Below are 17732 nucleotides of genomic sequence, written 5' to 3'. Positions count from 1 at the left end.
GTTGTTTCCTTCTTTTTAATTCGTTGTGTCAAGTTGCATTGCTGTTTTAATGCCGATAAACCCCTGGTCGACATTTGTGGCATTGTCATATCCCTGTGCTTTAAGGGCGCTTAAGGCTATAGAGGAACGTACGCCTGACTTGCAGTGGACATAGATTTTATCCTGTTTGTCAAAAGGAAGATCTTTTTTAAACAGATGACCGTAATGTGTGAGAACGGCACCGTCTACATTATCTTCTTCGTATTCAGCCGCCGTTCTTACATCCAGAACGTGTGCATTCTTATAATTCTGATTAAATGTTTCAGGTGAAACATTTTCGTAGCTGTCATCGAAATATTCGGCAGCTTCATTGGCCGGGACAATCAATTTCAACTGATCATACCCGATCGATGCCAGATCTTTTTGCAGTTCTCTGTTGATTTCAGGAGGGGCAATAACTGTCATGGGCTGATTGTAATCGATGAACCATCCTGCAAATGACAGGAATTTTCTGTTATAAGGAATGTTTATCGATCCATTTTTGAAACCTTTTGAAAAATCTTCAAATGGTCTTAAATCGAACACTTGGCCGATGAGTGACTCAGGTGTATCTACAGTTATTTCTTTCAAGTTAAATTCTGGCAGGCCTTCTATATTTAATTTTTTCATCTGTCCGAAGTAGTTGGGGACTTCCGGTTGGTCACTGGTCAGCGTATTGATGAATGAATCTTTATCTTCAGTGTTGAATGCCCAGTTGTTCTGTTTCTCATACCCCAGAGTAGAGAGGGGGACGGCGCCCAGGGATTTACCGCATGGAGAACCGGCGCCATGCCCTGGCCAGATCTGCATCAGCTCTGGATATTCTTTAATTTTTTGTATGGATTCATACATCTGTTCTGCGCCTTCCTGGGTTGCGCCTTCAGTATCAGTTGTTTCTTCCAGCAGATCCGGTCTTCCGATATCACCCGCAAAGAGAAAATCACCGGTAAAGACACCCATTGGTGTTTCGGTGTTTGCCCCCTTGTCAATCAGGATAAAACTGAGACTTTCTGGCGTGTGGCCCGGCGTGTGGATCACTTCCAAGTCGACATTACCGACCTTAATCACATCACCGTCTTTTAAAAATACTGTATCTTCAGGGACATTTTGATATTTCCAATCGTCATTGCCTTCATCAGAAACGTGTATGGTGGCATCAAGTTTTCTTGAAGTATCTCTTAATCCTGATGCAAAATCAGCATGGATATGCGTTTCAACTGCATGAGTGATTTCAAAACCTTCATTTTTTGCGACTTCAATATAAGCATCCAAAACTCTGGAAGGATCGATAACCACGGCCTGGTTAGTCTGCTGACATCCTACGAGATAGGATGTCTGAGAAAGCTTGCTGTCATACAATTGTTTAAAAAACATAATGACACTCTCCTCTAAAAATGGATTTCACCCCCAATTATATGAAAGATTGAAGGCGAAATGGTGAGATTAAGCATATCTTAACAAAATTTAAGGGACGGAGAAAATGTCTCCGTCCCTTAAAAGTCAGAATACTTCGCCGCATGTTGCAGCAAGCAATGATTTGATTGAGTGCATGCGATTTTCTGCCTGTTCAAAAACTTTGGAATATTCGGCTCTGAATACTTCATCAGTCACTTCAAGTCCAACTTCTCCGAATTTTTCGTATGCCAGCTGACCGACATTCGTATTTGTATCATGTATCGCAGGCAGACAATGCAGAAAAATGGTATTTGGCTTTTTGGTCAAGTCGATCATTTCCTGATTGACCTGGTATTGCCTGAGAAGATTGTAACGCTCTGCCAATTGTTCTTCTTCCCCCATTGAGCACCACACATCAGTGTAGATGACATCACTGTCTTCTATACCTTTTTCAACATCGGAGGTGATCAGAGAAGTACCGCCTGATTTTTCCTGTATCTCTTTGACTGTTTTTTGAACTGACAATTCGGGCTGAAGCGTTTCCGGTGCGACGATATGAATGTTGATTCCCAATATAGCACCGGTAACGAGCAGGGAGTGAGCGACGTTATTTCTGCCGTCCCCAACGAATGTTACTGTCTTCCCTTTGTAAGTGCCAAAATGTTCCTGGATGGTCAGAAAATCAGCAAGCATCTGAGTGGGGTGCCATTCATCTGTCAGTGCATTCCATACAGGAATATCTGCGTGTTCTCCAAGGGCTTCAACCGTTGACTGTTCAGATCCTCTGAATGCAATGCCGTCGAACATAGAGCCGAGCACTTTTGCAGTATCTTCGACCGATTCTTTACCGCCGAACTGTATATCATTTCTGTTCAGATATTCAACAGTTGCACCGAGCTTATTGGCAGCCACAGTGAAAGCTGCTCTTGTTCTTGTGGATTGTTTCTCAAAAATCAGGGCAATATTCTTACCGTTCATGAATTTTTGAGGGATATTATGTTTTTCTTTCATTTTCAGCTTTTCTGCAAAATCGATCAAGGTCTCAATTTCATTTTGATCGAAGTCGGTTTCTTTTAAAAAGTTTTTGCCTCTGAAATTTAGCAGTTTTAATTGTTTTGCCGCCCCAAGAAATCATCTCCTAGAAAAGTTTATAAATTGCATTATACAGTAAATTAATAAAAAAGCAAATAAATATTTAATAAAGTGCATAAAAATAACTTAATAGATACTTTCCATTTTCTGATGAGCTGTACTGACATTGCTTATTTGACTTTAATATAGAAATAACTTAAAATACCGAATGGCGAACAAAAATTATAAATATGTATCATAACATTCGTGTTAAAGGGGCAAAAACTATGGAAAATGTGTTTGATTACGAGTATGTGCAGTTAATTCCCAATAAAAGTGTCGTAAGCAGTCGTTCTGAATGTGACACTTCAGTTTCTTTCGGAAAGCACAGCTTTAAGCTTCCGATAGTTCCTGCAAATATGCAGACGATCATTGATGAAAAAATTGCTTTAACACTGGCTGAAAATGGTTATTTCTATATTATGCACCGCTTCCAGCCCGATGAACGCATCGACTTTATGAGGAACATGCAGAAGAAAGATTTAATCACTTCCATCAGTGTCGGAGTGAAAGAGGAAGAATACAGATTCATAGATGAATTGCAGTCGGAACAATTGGTGCCGGATTATATCACGATTGATATTGCACACGGTCATTCGGATGCGGTAGTCAATATGATCAGGTACATCAAGGCACATATTCCTGATACGTTCCTGATTGCCGGTAATGTGGGCACTCCTGAAGCTGTGCGGGAACTGGAACATGCAGGGGCGGATGCGACCAAGGTAGGTATCGGGCCAGGTAAAGTGTGCATCACAAAAATTAAGACAGGATTTGGCACCGGCGGCTGGCAGCTTGCAGCACTGCGCTGGTGTGCCAAGGCAGCAACCAAACCGATTATTGCAGACGGGGGAATCAGAACTCACGGGGATATTGCGAAATCAGTAAGGTTTGGTGCTTCAATGGTGATGATCGGCTCGTTATTTGCAGGGCATGAAGAATCTCCCGGAGAGACGGTAGAGCGTGATGGTAAAAAGTACAAAGAATACTTTGGATCAGCGTCAGAATCCCAAAAAGGCGAGAAGAAAAACGTAGAAGGCAAGAAGATGTTTGTAGCGTATAAAGGTCCGCTTCGGGATACTCTCATTGAAATGAAGCAGGATCTGCAATCTTCTATTTCTTATGCGGGTGGAAATAACCTGGAGGCCATCCGAACAGTAGATTATGTAACGGTTGAAAATTCCATATTTAATGGTGATCAAATATATTGATTTCTGTTTGAAAATGACCGGCTGGGTATACCCAGCCGGTCATTTTCAATCCCAGTCAGACATATCAAGATTATGCAGTTCGTGATATCGCCGCCTGGCTTCAATCATCATTTCCTGCATAGATTCTGCATTGTCATCTTCAATGGCATCGGTCATCCGGTCCAGTTCTTTTTTGAAGCCGTTTATGTGGTTGATGAGATGATCTTTATTCATGATGAAAAGTTCCGGCCAGAGTTTCTCATTGATGTTGGTAATTCGGGTAAGATCTCTGTAACTGTCTCCTGTATATGACTTGGTATTCCGGTTTGTATCATCGCTGTTGATCAGCGATACAGCGATGACATGGGCAAGCTGGCTCGTAAAGCCGATGACTTCGTCGTGAAAGTCAGGTGTGATTGAAGATATGTTTTTAAAGCCAATCTGTTTAAGGAATGCACTGAGCTTCTTTATGTTGTCTTCTTTATTGCGTTCTGTCGGTGTAAGCAAATAATTGGCGCTCTGGAAGACATCGCTGCTTGAGAATGCCAGGCCCCTGTTCTCACGTCCGGCCATCGGGTGGCCAAAGATGAAGTCTGCACCTTCAGGCAGAAGCGGTTCTATCTCATTGATAATATTACGTTTCACACCGGTGACGTCTGTAAGGAGAACCCCTTCCTTGAAGTAAGGGGAACAGGCTTCCACCAATGATTTTAATATCATCGGATAAACTGAGAAGATGACCAGATCCGCCTCAGGGATTATTTCTGCAGGTGTGATGTAACCTTTTCTGATCAACCCCCGCTTTTCGGCATCTTTTAAAGAATCTCTGTTGATATCTATCGCATAAACTTCATGCTCAGTTGATTTCTCTTTGATGGCCAGGGCAAAGGAGCCGCCGATATTTCCCAGGCCGGCAATAACTATTTTCATGGGTAGACCTCCACATTTGATTATATTTTGATAGTATATACTTAAACTTTTATTGATGCAATCAAATATTTCTGATAATTCTGTATTGACAAACCCATTTTGTAGATATATAATTACTCCCAATACATCCCAAAAAGAGGCGATTATATGTTACTCACTAGACAACAACAACATAATCGATTTTACTTTAGCTATTTTTGATACCGTTTGTACCCATCACATGCGTACAAACGTAAAACAAATTGTTTGTATCAAGTGATGGCTAAAGCATTTTGTGATGTCTAGCCATTTACCAAAATAAGTGGCTAGAGGATAAGCACTATATTATTTTATAAATTCCACCGCCACTTATTTTACAGGATAAGTGGCGGTTTTTATTATATCAAATTTAATGGGAGGTTTTACGAATGATTATTCATGTAAAACACGATGCAAAGGAACAGGAAATTAAGGAACTTACGGCAAATATCGAGGCGGCTGGTTTTGAAGTGCATCGTTCGGACGGCAAGAACCGGACAATTATTGGATTGATTGGAGATACGTCTAAAATTACGGAGAATGATATGGCTAAATACAGAGCGGTGGATGAAGTTCATCGAATTTCAGCACCTTACAAAAAAGCAAATCGTCTCTTCCACGAAGATGACAGTGTTATTGACATCGATGGCGTAAAAGTAGGTGCCGAAAATTTCATGGTTTGTGCAGGACCGTGTTCAGTGGAAAATGAAGAGGATACAGTAGCACTTGCTAAGCAGTTGAAGGCTTCGGGAGCCAATACATTAAGAGGGGGTGCTTTCAAACCGAGGACTTCTCCATATGCCTTCCAGGGACTGGGAGTTGAAGGACTCCGTATTCTGGAGACTGCCAAGAAAGAGACGGGGCTGCCGATAGTATCTGAATTGATGTCCACAGACTACCTGGATGAGTTTGTTGAAATGGTCGATGTTATTCAGATCGGTGCGCGAAACATGCAGAATTTTGATCTGTTAAAAGCGGTTGGTAAAACAAATAAACCGGTGCTGCTTAAGAATGGTATTTCAGCAACAATCAAGGAATGGTTGATGTCTGCTGAATACGTCATGGCCGGCGGCAATGAAAATGTTATCTTCTGTGAGCGGGGTATACGCACATCTGAGACGGCAACACGCAACACATTGGATCTGCAGGCGGTACCGGTGATTCAGAAAGAATCCCATCTGCCGATCATCGTCGATCCGTCTCATGCAGCAGGGGTAAGGCATATCATCCCTTCCATGGCAAAATCAGCAGTGATGTCCGGTGCAAGCGGGCTTCAGATTGAAGTGCATCAGGATCCTGAAAATGCATGGAGTGACGGACAGCAATGTCTGACACCGGGAGAATTCGATGACTTGATGACGACGATCAATATGCTTTTGAAGATTGAGAAAAAGACAGCGAACACAGAAGCAATCCTGCAAAAATAATTAAGGAGGGGTGCCAATGGAGACACAGAGGGAACTTAGAGGCAGAATAGATGAGCTTGATAAGGAAATGATGGCGCTTTTCGAGGCGAGAATGGCGGTTTCAGTCAAGATTGCAGAGTATAAGCATAAAAATGACATTCCTATTTTTGACGAACAGCGAGAAGAAGAAGTCGTGCATAAAAATGTGAAGAGACTTGCAGATGAAACATTAGAGCGGCATGCTGCCTCTTTCTTCAGGCATTTGATGGCACTCTCCCGAAAAAGACAACATGAAAATATTAACGGACAAAAACTCTCCCATTAACCATAAAACAAGGAAGCTAAGGTTTTGCTTAGCTTCCTTGTTTTAATGATTATCCATTTCTGTAAGGTTATAATACGTATTTTGATAAGTTTCATTAATCCAGTTGTTAAAAAGCAGATGACCGTGGCTTTTCCAGCTGAATACAGGGTCATTATCCGGGTTATCTTCCGGGAAGTAATTGCGGGGGAGGTCAATATTGTTTGTCGCTGCGATATCGCGGTCGTACTCTGTCTTCAACGTCTCTCTTTCATACTCCAGGTGCCCAAAGATGAAAAGATCCCGCTGGTTTTTAGTCGCCATAATGTCCGGTCCGAATTCAGGGTGTGCTGAGAGAATATCCAGTCCCTCCGTATTTTTTAGAGCAGTTTTGTCAACGGATGTGTGTCTGGACTGAGGGACTTTGAATATATCGTCAAAACCGCGTAGAAACGGGTGCTCCGGTTTAAGGTTGCTGTAGTCGAAAATACCAAACAGCTTATTTGGCAATGTTGTCTTTTTAATGCCAAAATAATGATTTAATGCGAACTGCGCGCCCCAGCATATAAAGAACCTGGAATATACATGTGTCTGCGCCCAGTCTAAAATACGTCTGAGCTCTTCAATATAATCAACATCATCAAAATCAAGCTTTTCAATCGGTGCACCGGTCACGATCATACCGTCAAACCTCTGGTTTTCTATCTCTTCAAAGGAATTATAGTATTTTTGCAGGTGGCTGGTCGGTGTGTTTTTACTGTGATGTGAGCTCATATATAAGAATTCAATATCAATCTGAAGCGGTGTATTGCCCAGCAGGCGGAGCAGGTGAAGCTCCGTCTCCTCTTTTTTGGGCATAAGATTTAAAACGAGTATCCTTAATGGCCGGATATCTTGAGTCAGGGCTCTTGAAGCCTCAATTGTATAGATATTTTCTTCCAAAAGGCGATTTTTTACAGGAAGCCCCTCTATAATTTTAATTGGCATTTATATCGCGTCCAAACCTCTGTTAAGGTCTTCAATGATATCATCGATATGCTCAAGACCAACAGAGAGGCGGACTGTTTCTGGTTTCACGCCGCCTTTAAGCTGTTCTTCTTCGGTCAGCTGGGAATGTGTTGTTGAAGCTGGGTGGATGACAAGTGATTTCGCATCGCCAACATTCGCCAGGAGGCTGAACAGCTCAAGGGATTCAATAAATTTGATACCCGCTTCATGTCCGCCTTTGACACCGAATGTAAATACTGAACCGGCGCCTTTAGGCAGATATTCCTGCTTAAGATCATAAAATCTGCTGGATTCAAGTCCTGCATAGTCAACCCATTCCACTTTCTCATGCTTCTCAAGATATTCCGCCACTTTCAGGGCATTTTCCACATGACGTTCCATGCGCAGAGAAAGTGTCTCAATCCCCTGAGTCAGCTGAAAAGCATTAAATGGCGACAGTGCGGCCCCGGTATCCCGCAGCCAGGTGGTCCTTATTTTAAATGCCAGCGCCGCAGGACCGAACGCTTCTGTGAAAATAAGATTGTGATAGGATGGGTCCGGCTCTGTAAGCTCTGGGAATTTACCGTTATCCCAATTAAAGTTACCCCCGTCTACAATGATACCGCCCATGGTTGTGCCATGCCCGCCGAGGAATTTGGTCGCGGAGTGTACGACGATATGGGCGCCATGTTCAATTGGACGGCACAGGTAAGGTGTGGCAAATGTATTATCTACAATAAGCACTATGCCATTATCCTCTGCGATCTTAGCCAAAGCCTTAATATCTTCCACGTTGCCTTCTGGATTGCCGATTGTTTCGATGAAAATCGCTTTTGTATTTTCTTTTATTTCACGTGAAACATTATCAGTGTTTTTTGAATCCACCAATGTTGTTTCAATGGCTAATTTTTTGAAAGTGTGCGTAAATAAAGTGTGTGTACCGCCGTACAGGCTTGCAGCGGAAACAATGTGGTCTCCGCTCTGTGCCACTGCCTGAATGGCATAAGTGATCGCAGCCATGCCGGATGAAACGGCAACACCTGCAACGCCGCCTTCAAGCTCGGCGACTCTGACTTCAAGCGCATTTGTTGTCGGATTCATGAGGCGTGTATATATATTGCCTGTTTCTTTCAGTCCAAAAAGATTGGCGCCATGTTCTGCATTATCAAATACATAGGATGTTGTCTGGTAGATTGGCAATGCCCGTGAATTGGTTGCAGGATCCACTTCCTGCCCGGAATGAAGCTGTTTGGTTTCAAAACGGTGATTTTCAGTCATTTTAACGCCTCCAATGGTTTTGTAAATAATAAAAGAGCCTTCCTTCTTAAAAATGAGGGAGACTCTCGTAACACTCATCTTTCAGGGTAAACCTGCTGGATTTAGCACCTTACTGAAAAGGTTGCCGGGTTTCATCGGGCCAGTCCCTCCACCGCTCTGGATAAGTTATTATTTAATTGTTTATAATAATACTAACTAAATATATATTTGTCAAACACTTTGAAAAATTCAAAATGTGCATGGGTGATTCATGTTATTTTAAGCCGATATAAATTTAAATGATGGATCATATAATACGAGGTAATGGATGGGGGAAGATAGGAATGGAAACCATTGATCTGACGGTGCTCATACTGCTTATTATAGTATTCATTCTTTTTATCATCAGCAGAAAACAGTTGAAGCATACCGGTTTAGCTGTATCCAGACAGAAAAGAATGAAAGAAATGATGATGCGTACCCATAAGTATGACAGGGAAGGTTTTACTAAAAAAGAAACAATTGAACATTTAAAAACCGATTTCAATCTTGGGGATGAAGAAGCAGTTTATCTGTATGAGCGGGCGAAGCAACAGAGGGATTAACGGGAGCCTTAGCGCTTCAAAATTGAAGTGAAATAAAAACATGTTATTTGCGATTGACAGTTAAGAAGTGTAGTATAAAGTTATTGTTTAAAATTAATATTCATACGGAGTGGTGAGTTTGGTTGGTTTCAGAGATGTCCTGAAAATCGGTCTGGCCTATACAGGTGTAGTAGTGGGGGCAGGTTTCTCTACAGGCCAGGAGATTTTACAGTTCTTCACGAACAACGGCTATTTAAGTATTTTTGCAGTGTTAATCTCAGGGCTGCTTATTCTTTTTACAGGAAAATGGACAGCAGATGTTGGTCATGACCTGAGGGCTGAATCCCATGTTGAGTCCATAATGGACATATTTGGAAGCGTTTTTGGACGTATATTGGACTATGCGCTTGTCTTCTTTTTATACGGTGTTGCCATTATAATGGTTGCCGGCGCAGGTTCCACTTTCTATGAAAGCTTTGGAACTCCACCGTGGCTGGGTTCATTAATATTGGTCATTGCAGTATACATAACATTGAACTTGGACTTCAATAAAATCGTCATTGCATTAGGTGCAATTACACCATATTTGCTTGCAGTCGTTATTATTATTGCAGTAATTACTTTCATCAATTCCAGTCTGCCGCTGACTGATGCGAATCAGTATGCGAAACCGGAACTTACGCCCGCTGGTCCGTGGTGGTGGGATGGTATCACTTACAGTGGGTTTACAGTAGCCGTTGCATTCAGTTTCCTGACGATGATGGGCTCAGGCACTAGCTCGAAAAAAGCAGCCGGCTGGGGGGGTATTGTTGGAAGTATCCTCATTCTCGTTCTTATGTTACTGATTAATTTAGGTATCCTTGCGAGAATGGATGCCGTCAACGAAGTTGAGCTGCCAATGCTGCTGCTTGGCACTGAAATCAGCCCGGTACTCGGGACGCTGTTATCCATTGCAATGCTGCTGGTTATTTATAACACAGCTGTCGGCATGTTGTACCCATTCATTACAAGGTTTACAAAGCCGAAAACAAAGCAGTACAATATTTTACTGCCTGTTTCATTAGTGGCCGGTTATATATTGAGCTTCGCGGGATTCGCTGATCTTGTTGGCGCTATATATCCGCTGATGGGATACATTGGTCTGATCCTTGCTGCAGGACTGCTGTATAAATGGATTCAACTGAAGATGAGGAGAAACAGATCAAAAGTTTAATCAATCAGCAGTTTCAATAATGGCGACATTCATATTGGATAATATTTCCAGCGTCTTATCATGAAGGTCGTCATTTTTACTTGCCACAAGATGTTTATTCACCTTGATGGATGCGTGCGGAAAAATATTTTGAACGACCACGATATTCGCCAGCACGCAAATGTTCGTTTCAACTCCTATAAACTCGATATGACAGCCTGACTCTATTTCATCTTTATACTTTTCCTCAAATCTAAGCGCTTCAGCCGGCGGGATCCCGTAGAAGGTCTTGGCATACTCGTCGCCATACGCGCCAAGCAGTTCCCTGTATTGGCAGAATAATTTTTCGTCAAAGCGTATGCTTTCAGTTGTGCGCTTCTCATGTTCAAAGTCAGGGTAGAGATTTTTGGTATAAATAATCGATTCATTATCTTTTACTGCTTTGTGGATTCTGTTTTCAATCCTGTCACGGACTTTTTGTGTCCATTCAACATATCTCTGTCCGGATGGGTCGAATATATCATTTTGCAGATCAATTGCTATCAGCATGTTGACGCCTCCATTAAGTTGAAAGTTCTGTTAAGTCAATTTGCCTTGAATCTTGATTTTTAATACAATATCGTTTATAATGCATTTAATTGAATAAACAAGCTTCCTAGGGTTCCGCTGCAGCATCAGGTCTGGACCGAGAGGAGGCTCATGGTAATGCCATGACACGGAAGGATAAAAACCTGGGAGAGAATTCTATTCTCTCCCAGGTTTTTTATTTTGGATCAAAAGGTTAAGGAGGTCAAATGATGAGTGTACAATGGATAAAAGTGGTTATTGCAAGTATCTTTGAAGTCGGCTGGGTCATCGGTCTGACCCATGCCTCTGCGTGGTACGAATGGCTGCTCACTCTGGTTTGTATATACGTGAGTTTTTATCTCATGATCAATGCAGGCAAATATCTCCCGGTGGGGACAGTATATGCGATATTCGTGGGGCTGGGTGCATTTGGTACGGTCATTTCAGAAATGATACTTTTCGGAGAACCGTTTGTTCCGCTTAAAATTATTTTTATCGCCCTGATATTGATTGGTGTTTTCGGATTGAAGATGGTCACGGATGACAATGATAACGAGGAGGTGAAGTAACTATGGCATGGTTGTCAGTTATTTTAGCTGGAGTTTTCGAAGTTTTTGGCGTGCTTTCCATCAACAAACTGCATGACGAGAGAACGTTGGCGTCATTATTGCAATTACTGTTATTTTTCGGACTGTCATTCCTTTTTCTGGCCTGGGGTCTGCAGACACTGCCGATGGGTACAGCATATGCGGTATGGACAGGTATCGGTGCTTCAGGCGGTGCGCTGCTGGGCATGTTTTTCTTTAATGAATCAAAAGACTACAGGCGTATCATGTTTATCCTCCTCATCATCTTTGCGGTAGTGGGACTGAAGCTGATTGAATAATTACTATGGAATATGGTGTGTTTCGATGCTGTCAATATTAAGCAAGTCCAGAAAAGAGCGGGTGCTTTTTGGATGGAAGACGGCTTCAGGAGTCAGCAGATGAAAATACCTGCTGAGTTCCACGGTGTCTGCGTTGATGATTTTCAATTTGTCGGTGTCTAGCTCACCTGCAACCGTATGGATTGACAAAAGAGTCAGCCCGAGGCCATGTGATACTGAATTTTTCACTGCCTGTGTACTGCTCAAGGTGATGGTATGCGGGTTTATATCCAGCAAGTTAAAAAGCTGATCCTGGTAGCTTCTGGTTCCGGACCCTTCTTCCCTTACAATCCAGGTTGATGATGCCAGTGACTGTGGATCCAGTTTATCGGGAGTATCTTTTCTCCCGATGATATACATATTATCTTCTATAAGTCTTGTGCTGTTCAAACCTTTATAACGATCTCTTTCTTCATCTTCAATAATCCCGATGTCCAGTTCATGGGAATTGATGCCTCTGATGATTGAGGCAGAATTGCTGATTGACACTTTCGGTGAAACCGCCGGATGCTGTTCCATAAGGCGGGCAATTTTTTCGGGCAGAATATACTCACCGTACGTATAACTGGCACCGATGTGAAGCGGCCCTTTAGCTTCATTCTGAAGATCCTGGATGAGGTTCTCCATTCTGTCATTAAGGACAATCATTTCTTTGGCATAAGAATAATATATTTCTCCGGCGTGGCTCAGCCGGATTGTTTTTCCGGAACGATCTATAAGATTAACAGTAAGCTGTTCCTCTATTTTCTTTATGTACCCTGATACTGCAGGCTGTGTCATATGAAGAATTTCAGCTGCTCTCGTAAAGCTTTTCTGTTCCACCACTTCGACAAATACTTTCAGACTTTGATTGATCATATTAACCTCCATAACTAAATGCTTATAAATATTATAATTATATACTATTTCACTTATCAATCATAGGGCGTTATCATTAGCAGTGGAGGCATCAATATGCATAAATTGACTGACACCGGCTTCATAGCTGGTATATTTTTTACATTTTTAATTGCTGTTATCGGAATGATATTGTCTAATTTCCCCGGACTCGAGTATATTGGACCGCTGGCAACTGCCATAATCATAGCCTTCCTGTATAGGCAGTTTTTTGGTTATCCTGTGAGGCTCAAATCCGGTATTCAGTTTTCGTCGAAAGTGCTGCTGAGAGCAGCCATTATTTTATATGGTCTTAAGCTGAACATCGATCTTATTATCAGTGAAGGACTGACATTGCTGCTGCAGTCCGCAGTCGTTGTTGTATTTTCAATCGTATCGGCATATCTTTTCGCAAAAGTGTTAAAAGCGGATATGAATATTACCATGCTGCTTGGGGTGGGGACAGGAGTGTGCGGAGCGGCAGCGATCGCTGCCGCAGCCCCGATATTGAAATCAAAAGATGAAGATACTGCGGTCAGTATCGGTATTATAGCGTTTCTTGGAACGGTTTTTTCAATTGGTTATATCATTGCAGAGCCATACCTTTCCCTTGATGTCCTATCTTATGGGATATGGTCCGGACTGAGTCTTCATGAACTTGCCCATGTGGCACTCGCTGCAGAACCGATGGGAGAAGATGTACTCGCAGTAGCGCTCATGGCCAAACTTTCGAGAGTATTGCTGCTTGTACCGCTGTGTTTTATACTGGTATTGATAATGAATCGAAAAAATAGTGCGGGCGGAGCCGGTAAAATAGTGTTCCCGTACTTCTTGATCGGCTTTATATTAATGAGTCTGTTGAACAGCTATGTACTTGGTGATCATATTGTGGTACCGGAAGCGGTAATGGACCGCATCTCTGAATTGACTTCTGTAATACTGACCATGGCGATGGCAGCCCTTGGCCTGAATATAAGTTTAAGCGAGACGATGAAGCGGGCATTGAAACCATTGATCGCCATTACTGTAGTGTCTGTACTGCTTTCTATCATTGTCTATATGATGCTGATTTAGAAAAAACCGCTCATAGAGCGGCTTTTTTCTAAATCAGCATCTGTTCAACATTTTCGTGGTTCGTGACAATGAGGAACACTTTGCCTTTATCCATTTCATTTTCATAACTGCTGGCTTCTTCTTCTGGAAAACCAATGTTCTGAAGTTTGCTGCGCAGTTCGTCCCCTTTTTTCTCAAATGGTGCTTTGACAGCATCTCCAACGTCCATCTCTTTCATCCCGATAGTATTTACACCTGTATTTTGTGCAATTCTTTTGGTACGGTCATCGTCATGTGAGATAACATATATATCGTTGTCGTCAACATTGCTGTTGGAGATTTTCCTGATGTGATCCTGAAGGCTGTCGTCATTCGTATACTCTTTGATAAATGGTTTCACAATTTTTCCTCCTTGGTAGAATATTACTCATTAATAAGAATTCCCGTGCAGAGAAAAGTCAAACATATCTTTAGTAACCGATGTTTTCCCCATACCTTTTCCGGATTGACAAAAAAATATAATATCTATAACATAACGATATTATGAATTGACATCATATCGGAAGGTGGAAAACAAATGAATGCGGTTTTAATTGCCGTTTTTATCATGATTATATTGAGCCTGTGCAGATTGAATGTGGTGCTTGCACTTTTCATTGGTGCTTTGGCAGGCGGTCTGACAGCAGGTATGGGCGTGATGGATACAATTACAGTATTTACTGAAGGCATTGTCGGCGGGGCTGAAATAGCATTGAGCTATGCACTGCTGGGCGGTTTTGCTGCACTTATTGCCTACAGCGGGATTACAGAAGTCCTGGTGGATTCTATCATCAAAGCATTGAATAAGGAAGAGTCCAAAAAAGCGAGGGTGACAGCAAAAGTTTCCATCATCGCTGCGCTTCTGCTTATTGCAATTATGAGTCAAAACTTGATACCTGTACATATTGCTTTTATTCCTATATTAATACCGCCGCTGCTAAGCTTAATGAATGAACTTGAAATTGACCGCAGGCTGATTGCTGTTGTTTTAACGTTTGGACTGACGTTTCCATACTTCATACTGCCCGTCGGTTTTGGTCAGATTTTCCAGAATACGATTGTTACCAGTTTCGATACAGCGGGCGTTGAAATTGCATTTGATGATGTCGCACCGAATCTGATCATACCCGCTGCAGGATTCGTTATCGGCCTGATATTCACGCTTATCTATTACAGGAAATCCAGAAGTTATGAAACGGTTGAAATTGCTTCACAGGAAAAAAAGAAAGTGAACAGGATTACAGTGTTGATTGCGATCATTTCGGTCCTTGCCACATTTACAGTACAAATTTCAACAGACTCCATGATATTTGGCGCATTGACGGGAATTATGATCTTTTTCCTATCTTTCCAGTTCAAATGGCAGAAGCTGGATGATGAGCTGGTCAATGGCATTCAAATGATGGCATATATCGGTATCGTGATGCTGACAGCCAACGGTTTTGCAGCTGTTATTACCGAAACAGGCCACGTAACATCGCTCGTAGAAGGCATTGCAGCAACGCTCGCAGGAGATAAAGCACTGATTGTCGGCTCAATGCTGATTGTCGGGCTGATTATCACCATGGGGATAGGTTCTTCGTTTGCAACAATTCCGATCATAGCCAGTATATTCGTGCCGCTTGGATTTGAGATGGAGCTCTCCATGGGGGCGATTATAGCAATCATTGGCACCGCAGGCGCCCTCGGTGACGCCGGGTCACCGGCATCAGACTCGACATTGGGACCGACAGCGGGACTGAGTGCAGACGGACAGCACAATCACATCTGGGATACGTGTGTGCCGACATTCATATTTCTGAACATCCCTGTTATCCTAGCAGGTTTCCTTGGCGGAATGATATTATAGCGTTATTCTGATTTTATAGATTCTCTCTCTATATTGATATGACAGCTTTTAAAGTTATATCGATAGACGTTATTTTAAAGCATCTTGCAGAAAAAGGTGCTTTTTATCATCTCCAGATAAATCTGATCAGCTTTTGGATCCGTTCTGCGTTTGGATATCTGAATGGTATGTCGAACAGCGTCGTCTGCTTTAAAATACTTTTATCATGTGTAAAGGTGTCAAACGAATATTTGCCGTGATATTTCCCCATGCCGCTGCTGCCGCGCCCGCCGAACGGGAGATACGGTGTTGCAAGATGGTACATTGCATCGTTGACTGCGCCGCCGCCAAAGGGGATACGTGAGATGACTTCCTGTGCTTCGGATTTCTTGTCGGTAAATATATATAATGCGAGTGGATCCGGCATATCCCTGACGTCTAGGATTGCCTTATCAAAATTTTCAAAGGAGAGCACCGGGAGTACCGGACCGAATATTTCCTCCTGCATCGCCGGATGGTCAAATTCCACATCGTTGATTATTGCGGGTTCTATCATCCGGGCATTTCTATTGCTGTGTCCCCCATACACAACATTGCCCTGAATGAGATTGTTCACACGCTCGAAGTGACTGTTATTGATTATTTGCATATATCGACCGCTGATATATGCCTCGTGATAAAATTTATGAGTGTAATATTTCAGATGTTCAAGAAATATTTCCTTTACATTTGCCTGAATATATATATAATCAGGGGCGACACACGTCTGGCCGGCATTCGAATATTTACCCCATGCGATTCTTTTGGCGGCGAGTTCCAAATTTGCATGTTCTGTAACTATCGCTGGAGATTTGCCTCCAAGTTCAAGCGTGAGAGGAATCAATTTTTCTGCTGCTTCTTTCATGACAATTCTGCCCACATGTGAGCTGCCCGTATAAAAGATATAGTCAAAGGGAAGTTTGAGCAGCGCTTGATTTGTTTCGATGCCGCCTTCGAGTGCGGAGATGTAATGGTCGGGAAAAGCCAGCTCGATGATATCGCTGATTACGCCCGCGACATGCGGTGTATGTTCTGAAGGTTTTAGAACAGCAGTGTTCCCTGCACTGATCGCACCGATCAATGGGGAGACGGCAAGATTAAATGGATAGTTCCAGGGGGAAATAATCAATGCGACCCCATAGGGCTCTTTATGAATGACGGACTTTGACCCGAAATGTGTAATCGGAGTTTTCACTTTTTTTGCCTCCGCCCACGCTTTCATATTTTTTAAAGTATGATTGATATCATTATATACATAGCCGATTTCCGTCAGATATGCATCTTCTTCCTGCTTATTGAAATCGCGTCTCATCGCTTGCATGAGTTCTTTCTCATAATATTTAATCGCCCTTTTGAGCTGCTTTAACGCTTCTATTCTGAAATGTAACGGCTTTGTTTTACCAGTCTGATAAAATTGTTTCTGTTTAGCAAAAATGGATTCATACATGAAATCACTCCCTGGTTGATTATTACCCGAATGTATTATTTTTAATGCGGTAAAGTTTATTAATATATATCGGCCTCATGGATAAACTGATGATTTATTCATAGGGTTGTCATTAATGAAATTTTAATAAGTTGTGTGTATAATAAAGTTACATAATTGAGTGATGGTGTTTATACTGGCACTTGAAGAAAATATAAACTATTATGTTTAATCGATACATGAACAGGGCAATATATTTGTTATAAACTTTTCATATTAATTGTTAAATTATTTTCCTGTGGTATAATTAAATTACTTCCAAAGAATTGATTGGGGATGGTGCAATTATGGACACAGGCTTAGATTTAAAAATGTTATCGGAAAAACTTACAGCGTATCAAATTAGCCGCGCGGTGGATATTTCCATAGAACAAGCTCAATCAATTATTGATAATGAGATGGATCATGATGAGTTGGATAAAGACACTGTTGAAAAGCTTAAAACTTTAAATGATAAACTGATCAACTGAGGGCGGTGATGGCCGTACTCAGTTTTTTATTGTCAGTATG

19 protein-coding genes and 2 riboswitches are annotated in these 17732 nt (G+C 42.0%); of the genes, 10 read left to right on the top strand and 9 right to left on the bottom strand.

Going from position 1 to position 17732, the window contains the following annotated elements:
* Positions 1-15: 15 nt before the first annotated feature.
* Both G343_RS0104455 and argF read right to left on the bottom strand, forming a co-directional pair.
* The gene (locus G343_RS0104455; protein ID WP_020006914.1) at positions 16-1392 is read right to left on the bottom strand and encodes an MBL fold metallo-hydrolase; all 1377 of its coding nucleotides are present in this window, start codon (positions 1390-1392) and stop codon (positions 16-18) included.
* Between the two features lie 126 nt (positions 1393-1518).
* The gene (argF, locus tag G343_RS0104450; RefSeq protein ID WP_026366265.1) at positions 1519-2517 is read right to left on the bottom strand and encodes an ornithine carbamoyltransferase; all 999 of its coding nucleotides are present in this window, start codon (positions 2515-2517) and stop codon (positions 1519-1521) included.
* 254 nt (positions 2518-2771) lie between these two features.
* Between argF and guaC the strand changes: the two genes are divergently transcribed.
* Complete coding sequence (gene guaC / locus G343_RS0104445) at positions 2772-3755, top strand: GMP reductase (protein ID WP_020006912.1); 984 nt, start codon at positions 2772-2774, stop codon at positions 3753-3755.
* 45 nt (positions 3756-3800) lie between these two features.
* Here guaC and G343_RS0104440 read toward each other — a convergent pair whose 3' ends face one another.
* Positions 3801-4664: a prephenate dehydrogenase gene (locus G343_RS0104440; RefSeq protein ID WP_020006911.1), complete on the bottom strand. Its 864-nt coding sequence runs from the start codon at positions 4662-4664 to the stop codon at positions 3801-3803.
* A gap of 407 nt (positions 4665-5071) precedes the next feature.
* Here G343_RS0104440 and aroF point away from each other — a divergent pair, with 407 nt between their 5' ends.
* Positions 5072-6109: a 3-deoxy-7-phosphoheptulonate synthase gene (aroF, locus tag G343_RS0104435; protein WP_020006910.1), complete on the top strand. Its 1038-nt coding sequence runs from the start codon at positions 5072-5074 to the stop codon at positions 6107-6109.
* 16 nt (positions 6110-6125) lie between these two features.
* Entirely contained in the window at positions 6126-6413 is a 288-nt protein-coding gene (locus tag G343_RS0104430) for a chorismate mutase (protein ID WP_020006909.1), read from the top strand.
* A gap of 42 nt (positions 6414-6455) precedes the next feature.
* On the opposite strand, the gene G343_RS0104425 is transcribed toward G343_RS0104430, so the two are convergent.
* Both G343_RS0104425 and G343_RS0104420 read right to left on the bottom strand, forming a co-directional pair.
* On the bottom strand, positions 6456-7376 hold the full coding sequence (locus G343_RS0104425; protein ID WP_020006908.1) for a homoserine O-succinyltransferase: 921 nt from the start codon (positions 7374-7376) through the stop codon (positions 6456-6458).
* Positions 7377-8654: an O-acetylhomoserine aminocarboxypropyltransferase/cysteine synthase family protein gene (locus G343_RS0104420; RefSeq protein ID WP_020006907.1), complete on the bottom strand. Its 1278-nt coding sequence runs from the start codon at positions 8652-8654 to the stop codon at positions 7377-7379. It abuts the gene before it with no gap.
* Positions 8655-8725: 71 nt separating this feature from the next.
* Positions 8726-8821: riboswitch (SAM riboswitch) on the bottom strand.
* Between the two features lie 156 nt (positions 8822-8977).
* Here G343_RS0104420 and G343_RS0104415 point away from each other — a divergent pair.
* Both G343_RS0104415 and G343_RS0104410 read left to right on the top strand, forming a co-directional pair.
* On the top strand, positions 8978-9238 hold the full coding sequence (locus tag G343_RS0104415) for a hypothetical protein (RefSeq protein WP_020006906.1): 261 nt from the start codon (positions 8978-8980) through the stop codon (positions 9236-9238).
* Positions 9239-9356: 118 nt separating this feature from the next.
* On the top strand, positions 9357-10430 hold the full coding sequence (locus G343_RS0104410; RefSeq protein WP_020006905.1) for a YkvI family membrane protein: 1074 nt from the start codon (positions 9357-9359) through the stop codon (positions 10428-10430).
* On the opposite strand, the gene G343_RS0104405 is transcribed toward G343_RS0104410, so the two are convergent.
* Positions 10431-10958: an isochorismatase family protein gene (locus tag G343_RS0104405; protein ID WP_020006904.1), complete on the bottom strand. Its 528-nt coding sequence runs from the start codon at positions 10956-10958 to the stop codon at positions 10431-10433.
* Positions 10959-11053: 95 nt separating this feature from the next.
* Positions 11054-11149: riboswitch (guanidine-I (ykkC/yxkD leader) on the top strand.
* Positions 11150-11206: 57 nt separating this feature from the next.
* On the opposite strand from G343_RS0104405, the gene G343_RS0104400 reads away from it, so the two are divergent.
* Together G343_RS0104400 and G343_RS0104395 are read left to right on the top strand one after the other, a co-directional pair.
* Complete coding sequence (locus G343_RS0104400) at positions 11207-11545, top strand: DMT family transporter (protein WP_020006903.1); 339 nt, start codon at positions 11207-11209, stop codon at positions 11543-11545.
* Positions 11546-11547: 2 nt separating this feature from the next.
* Positions 11548-11862, top strand: coding sequence for a DMT family transporter (locus G343_RS0104395; RefSeq protein ID WP_020006902.1), 315 nt, complete (start codon positions 11548-11550; stop codon positions 11860-11862).
* A gap of 3 nt (positions 11863-11865) precedes the next feature.
* On the opposite strand, the gene G343_RS0104390 is transcribed toward G343_RS0104395, so the two are convergent.
* Positions 11866-12759 carry a LysR family transcriptional regulator gene (locus tag G343_RS0104390; RefSeq protein WP_020006901.1) on the bottom strand — a complete coding sequence of 298 codons (894 nt, stop codon included), beginning with the start codon at positions 12757-12759 and terminating at the stop codon, positions 11866-11868.
* A 96-nt stretch (positions 12760-12855) separates the two neighbouring features.
* Between G343_RS0104390 and G343_RS0104385 the strand changes: the two genes are divergently transcribed.
* Complete coding sequence (locus tag G343_RS0104385; RefSeq protein ID WP_020006900.1) at positions 12856-13851, top strand: YeiH family protein; 996 nt, start codon at positions 12856-12858, stop codon at positions 13849-13851.
* A gap of 28 nt (positions 13852-13879) precedes the next feature.
* Here G343_RS0104385 and G343_RS0104380 read toward each other — a convergent pair whose 3' ends face one another.
* Positions 13880-14230, bottom strand: coding sequence for a YflT domain-containing protein (locus G343_RS0104380; RefSeq protein ID WP_020006899.1), 351 nt, complete (start codon positions 14228-14230; stop codon positions 13880-13882).
* Positions 14231-14407: 177 nt separating this feature from the next.
* On the opposite strand from G343_RS0104380, the gene G343_RS0104375 reads away from it, so the two are divergent.
* Entirely contained in the window at positions 14408-15718 is a 1311-nt protein-coding gene (locus G343_RS0104375; RefSeq protein WP_020006898.1) for a Na+/H+ antiporter family protein, read from the top strand.
* A gap of 106 nt (positions 15719-15824) precedes the next feature.
* On the opposite strand, the gene G343_RS0104370 is transcribed toward G343_RS0104375, so the two are convergent.
* The gene (locus G343_RS0104370; RefSeq protein WP_020006897.1) at positions 15825-17183 is read right to left on the bottom strand and encodes an aldehyde dehydrogenase; all 1359 of its coding nucleotides are present in this window, start codon (positions 17181-17183) and stop codon (positions 15825-15827) included.
* A gap of 326 nt (positions 17184-17509) precedes the next feature.
* On the opposite strand from G343_RS0104370, the gene G343_RS0104365 reads away from it, so the two are divergent.
* Positions 17510-17692: a hypothetical protein gene (locus tag G343_RS0104365; protein WP_020006896.1), complete on the top strand. Its 183-nt coding sequence runs from the start codon at positions 17510-17512 to the stop codon at positions 17690-17692.
* Positions 17693-17732 lie beyond the last annotated feature (40 nt).

The organism is Salinicoccus albus DSM 19776, assembly GCF_000385175.1.
Lineage (GTDB): Bacteria > Bacillota > Bacilli > Staphylococcales > Salinicoccaceae > Salinicoccus > Salinicoccus albus.
The sequence above is the reverse complement of the archived record's forward strand: the minus strand, read 5'-3'. Positions and strand labels throughout refer to the sequence as shown.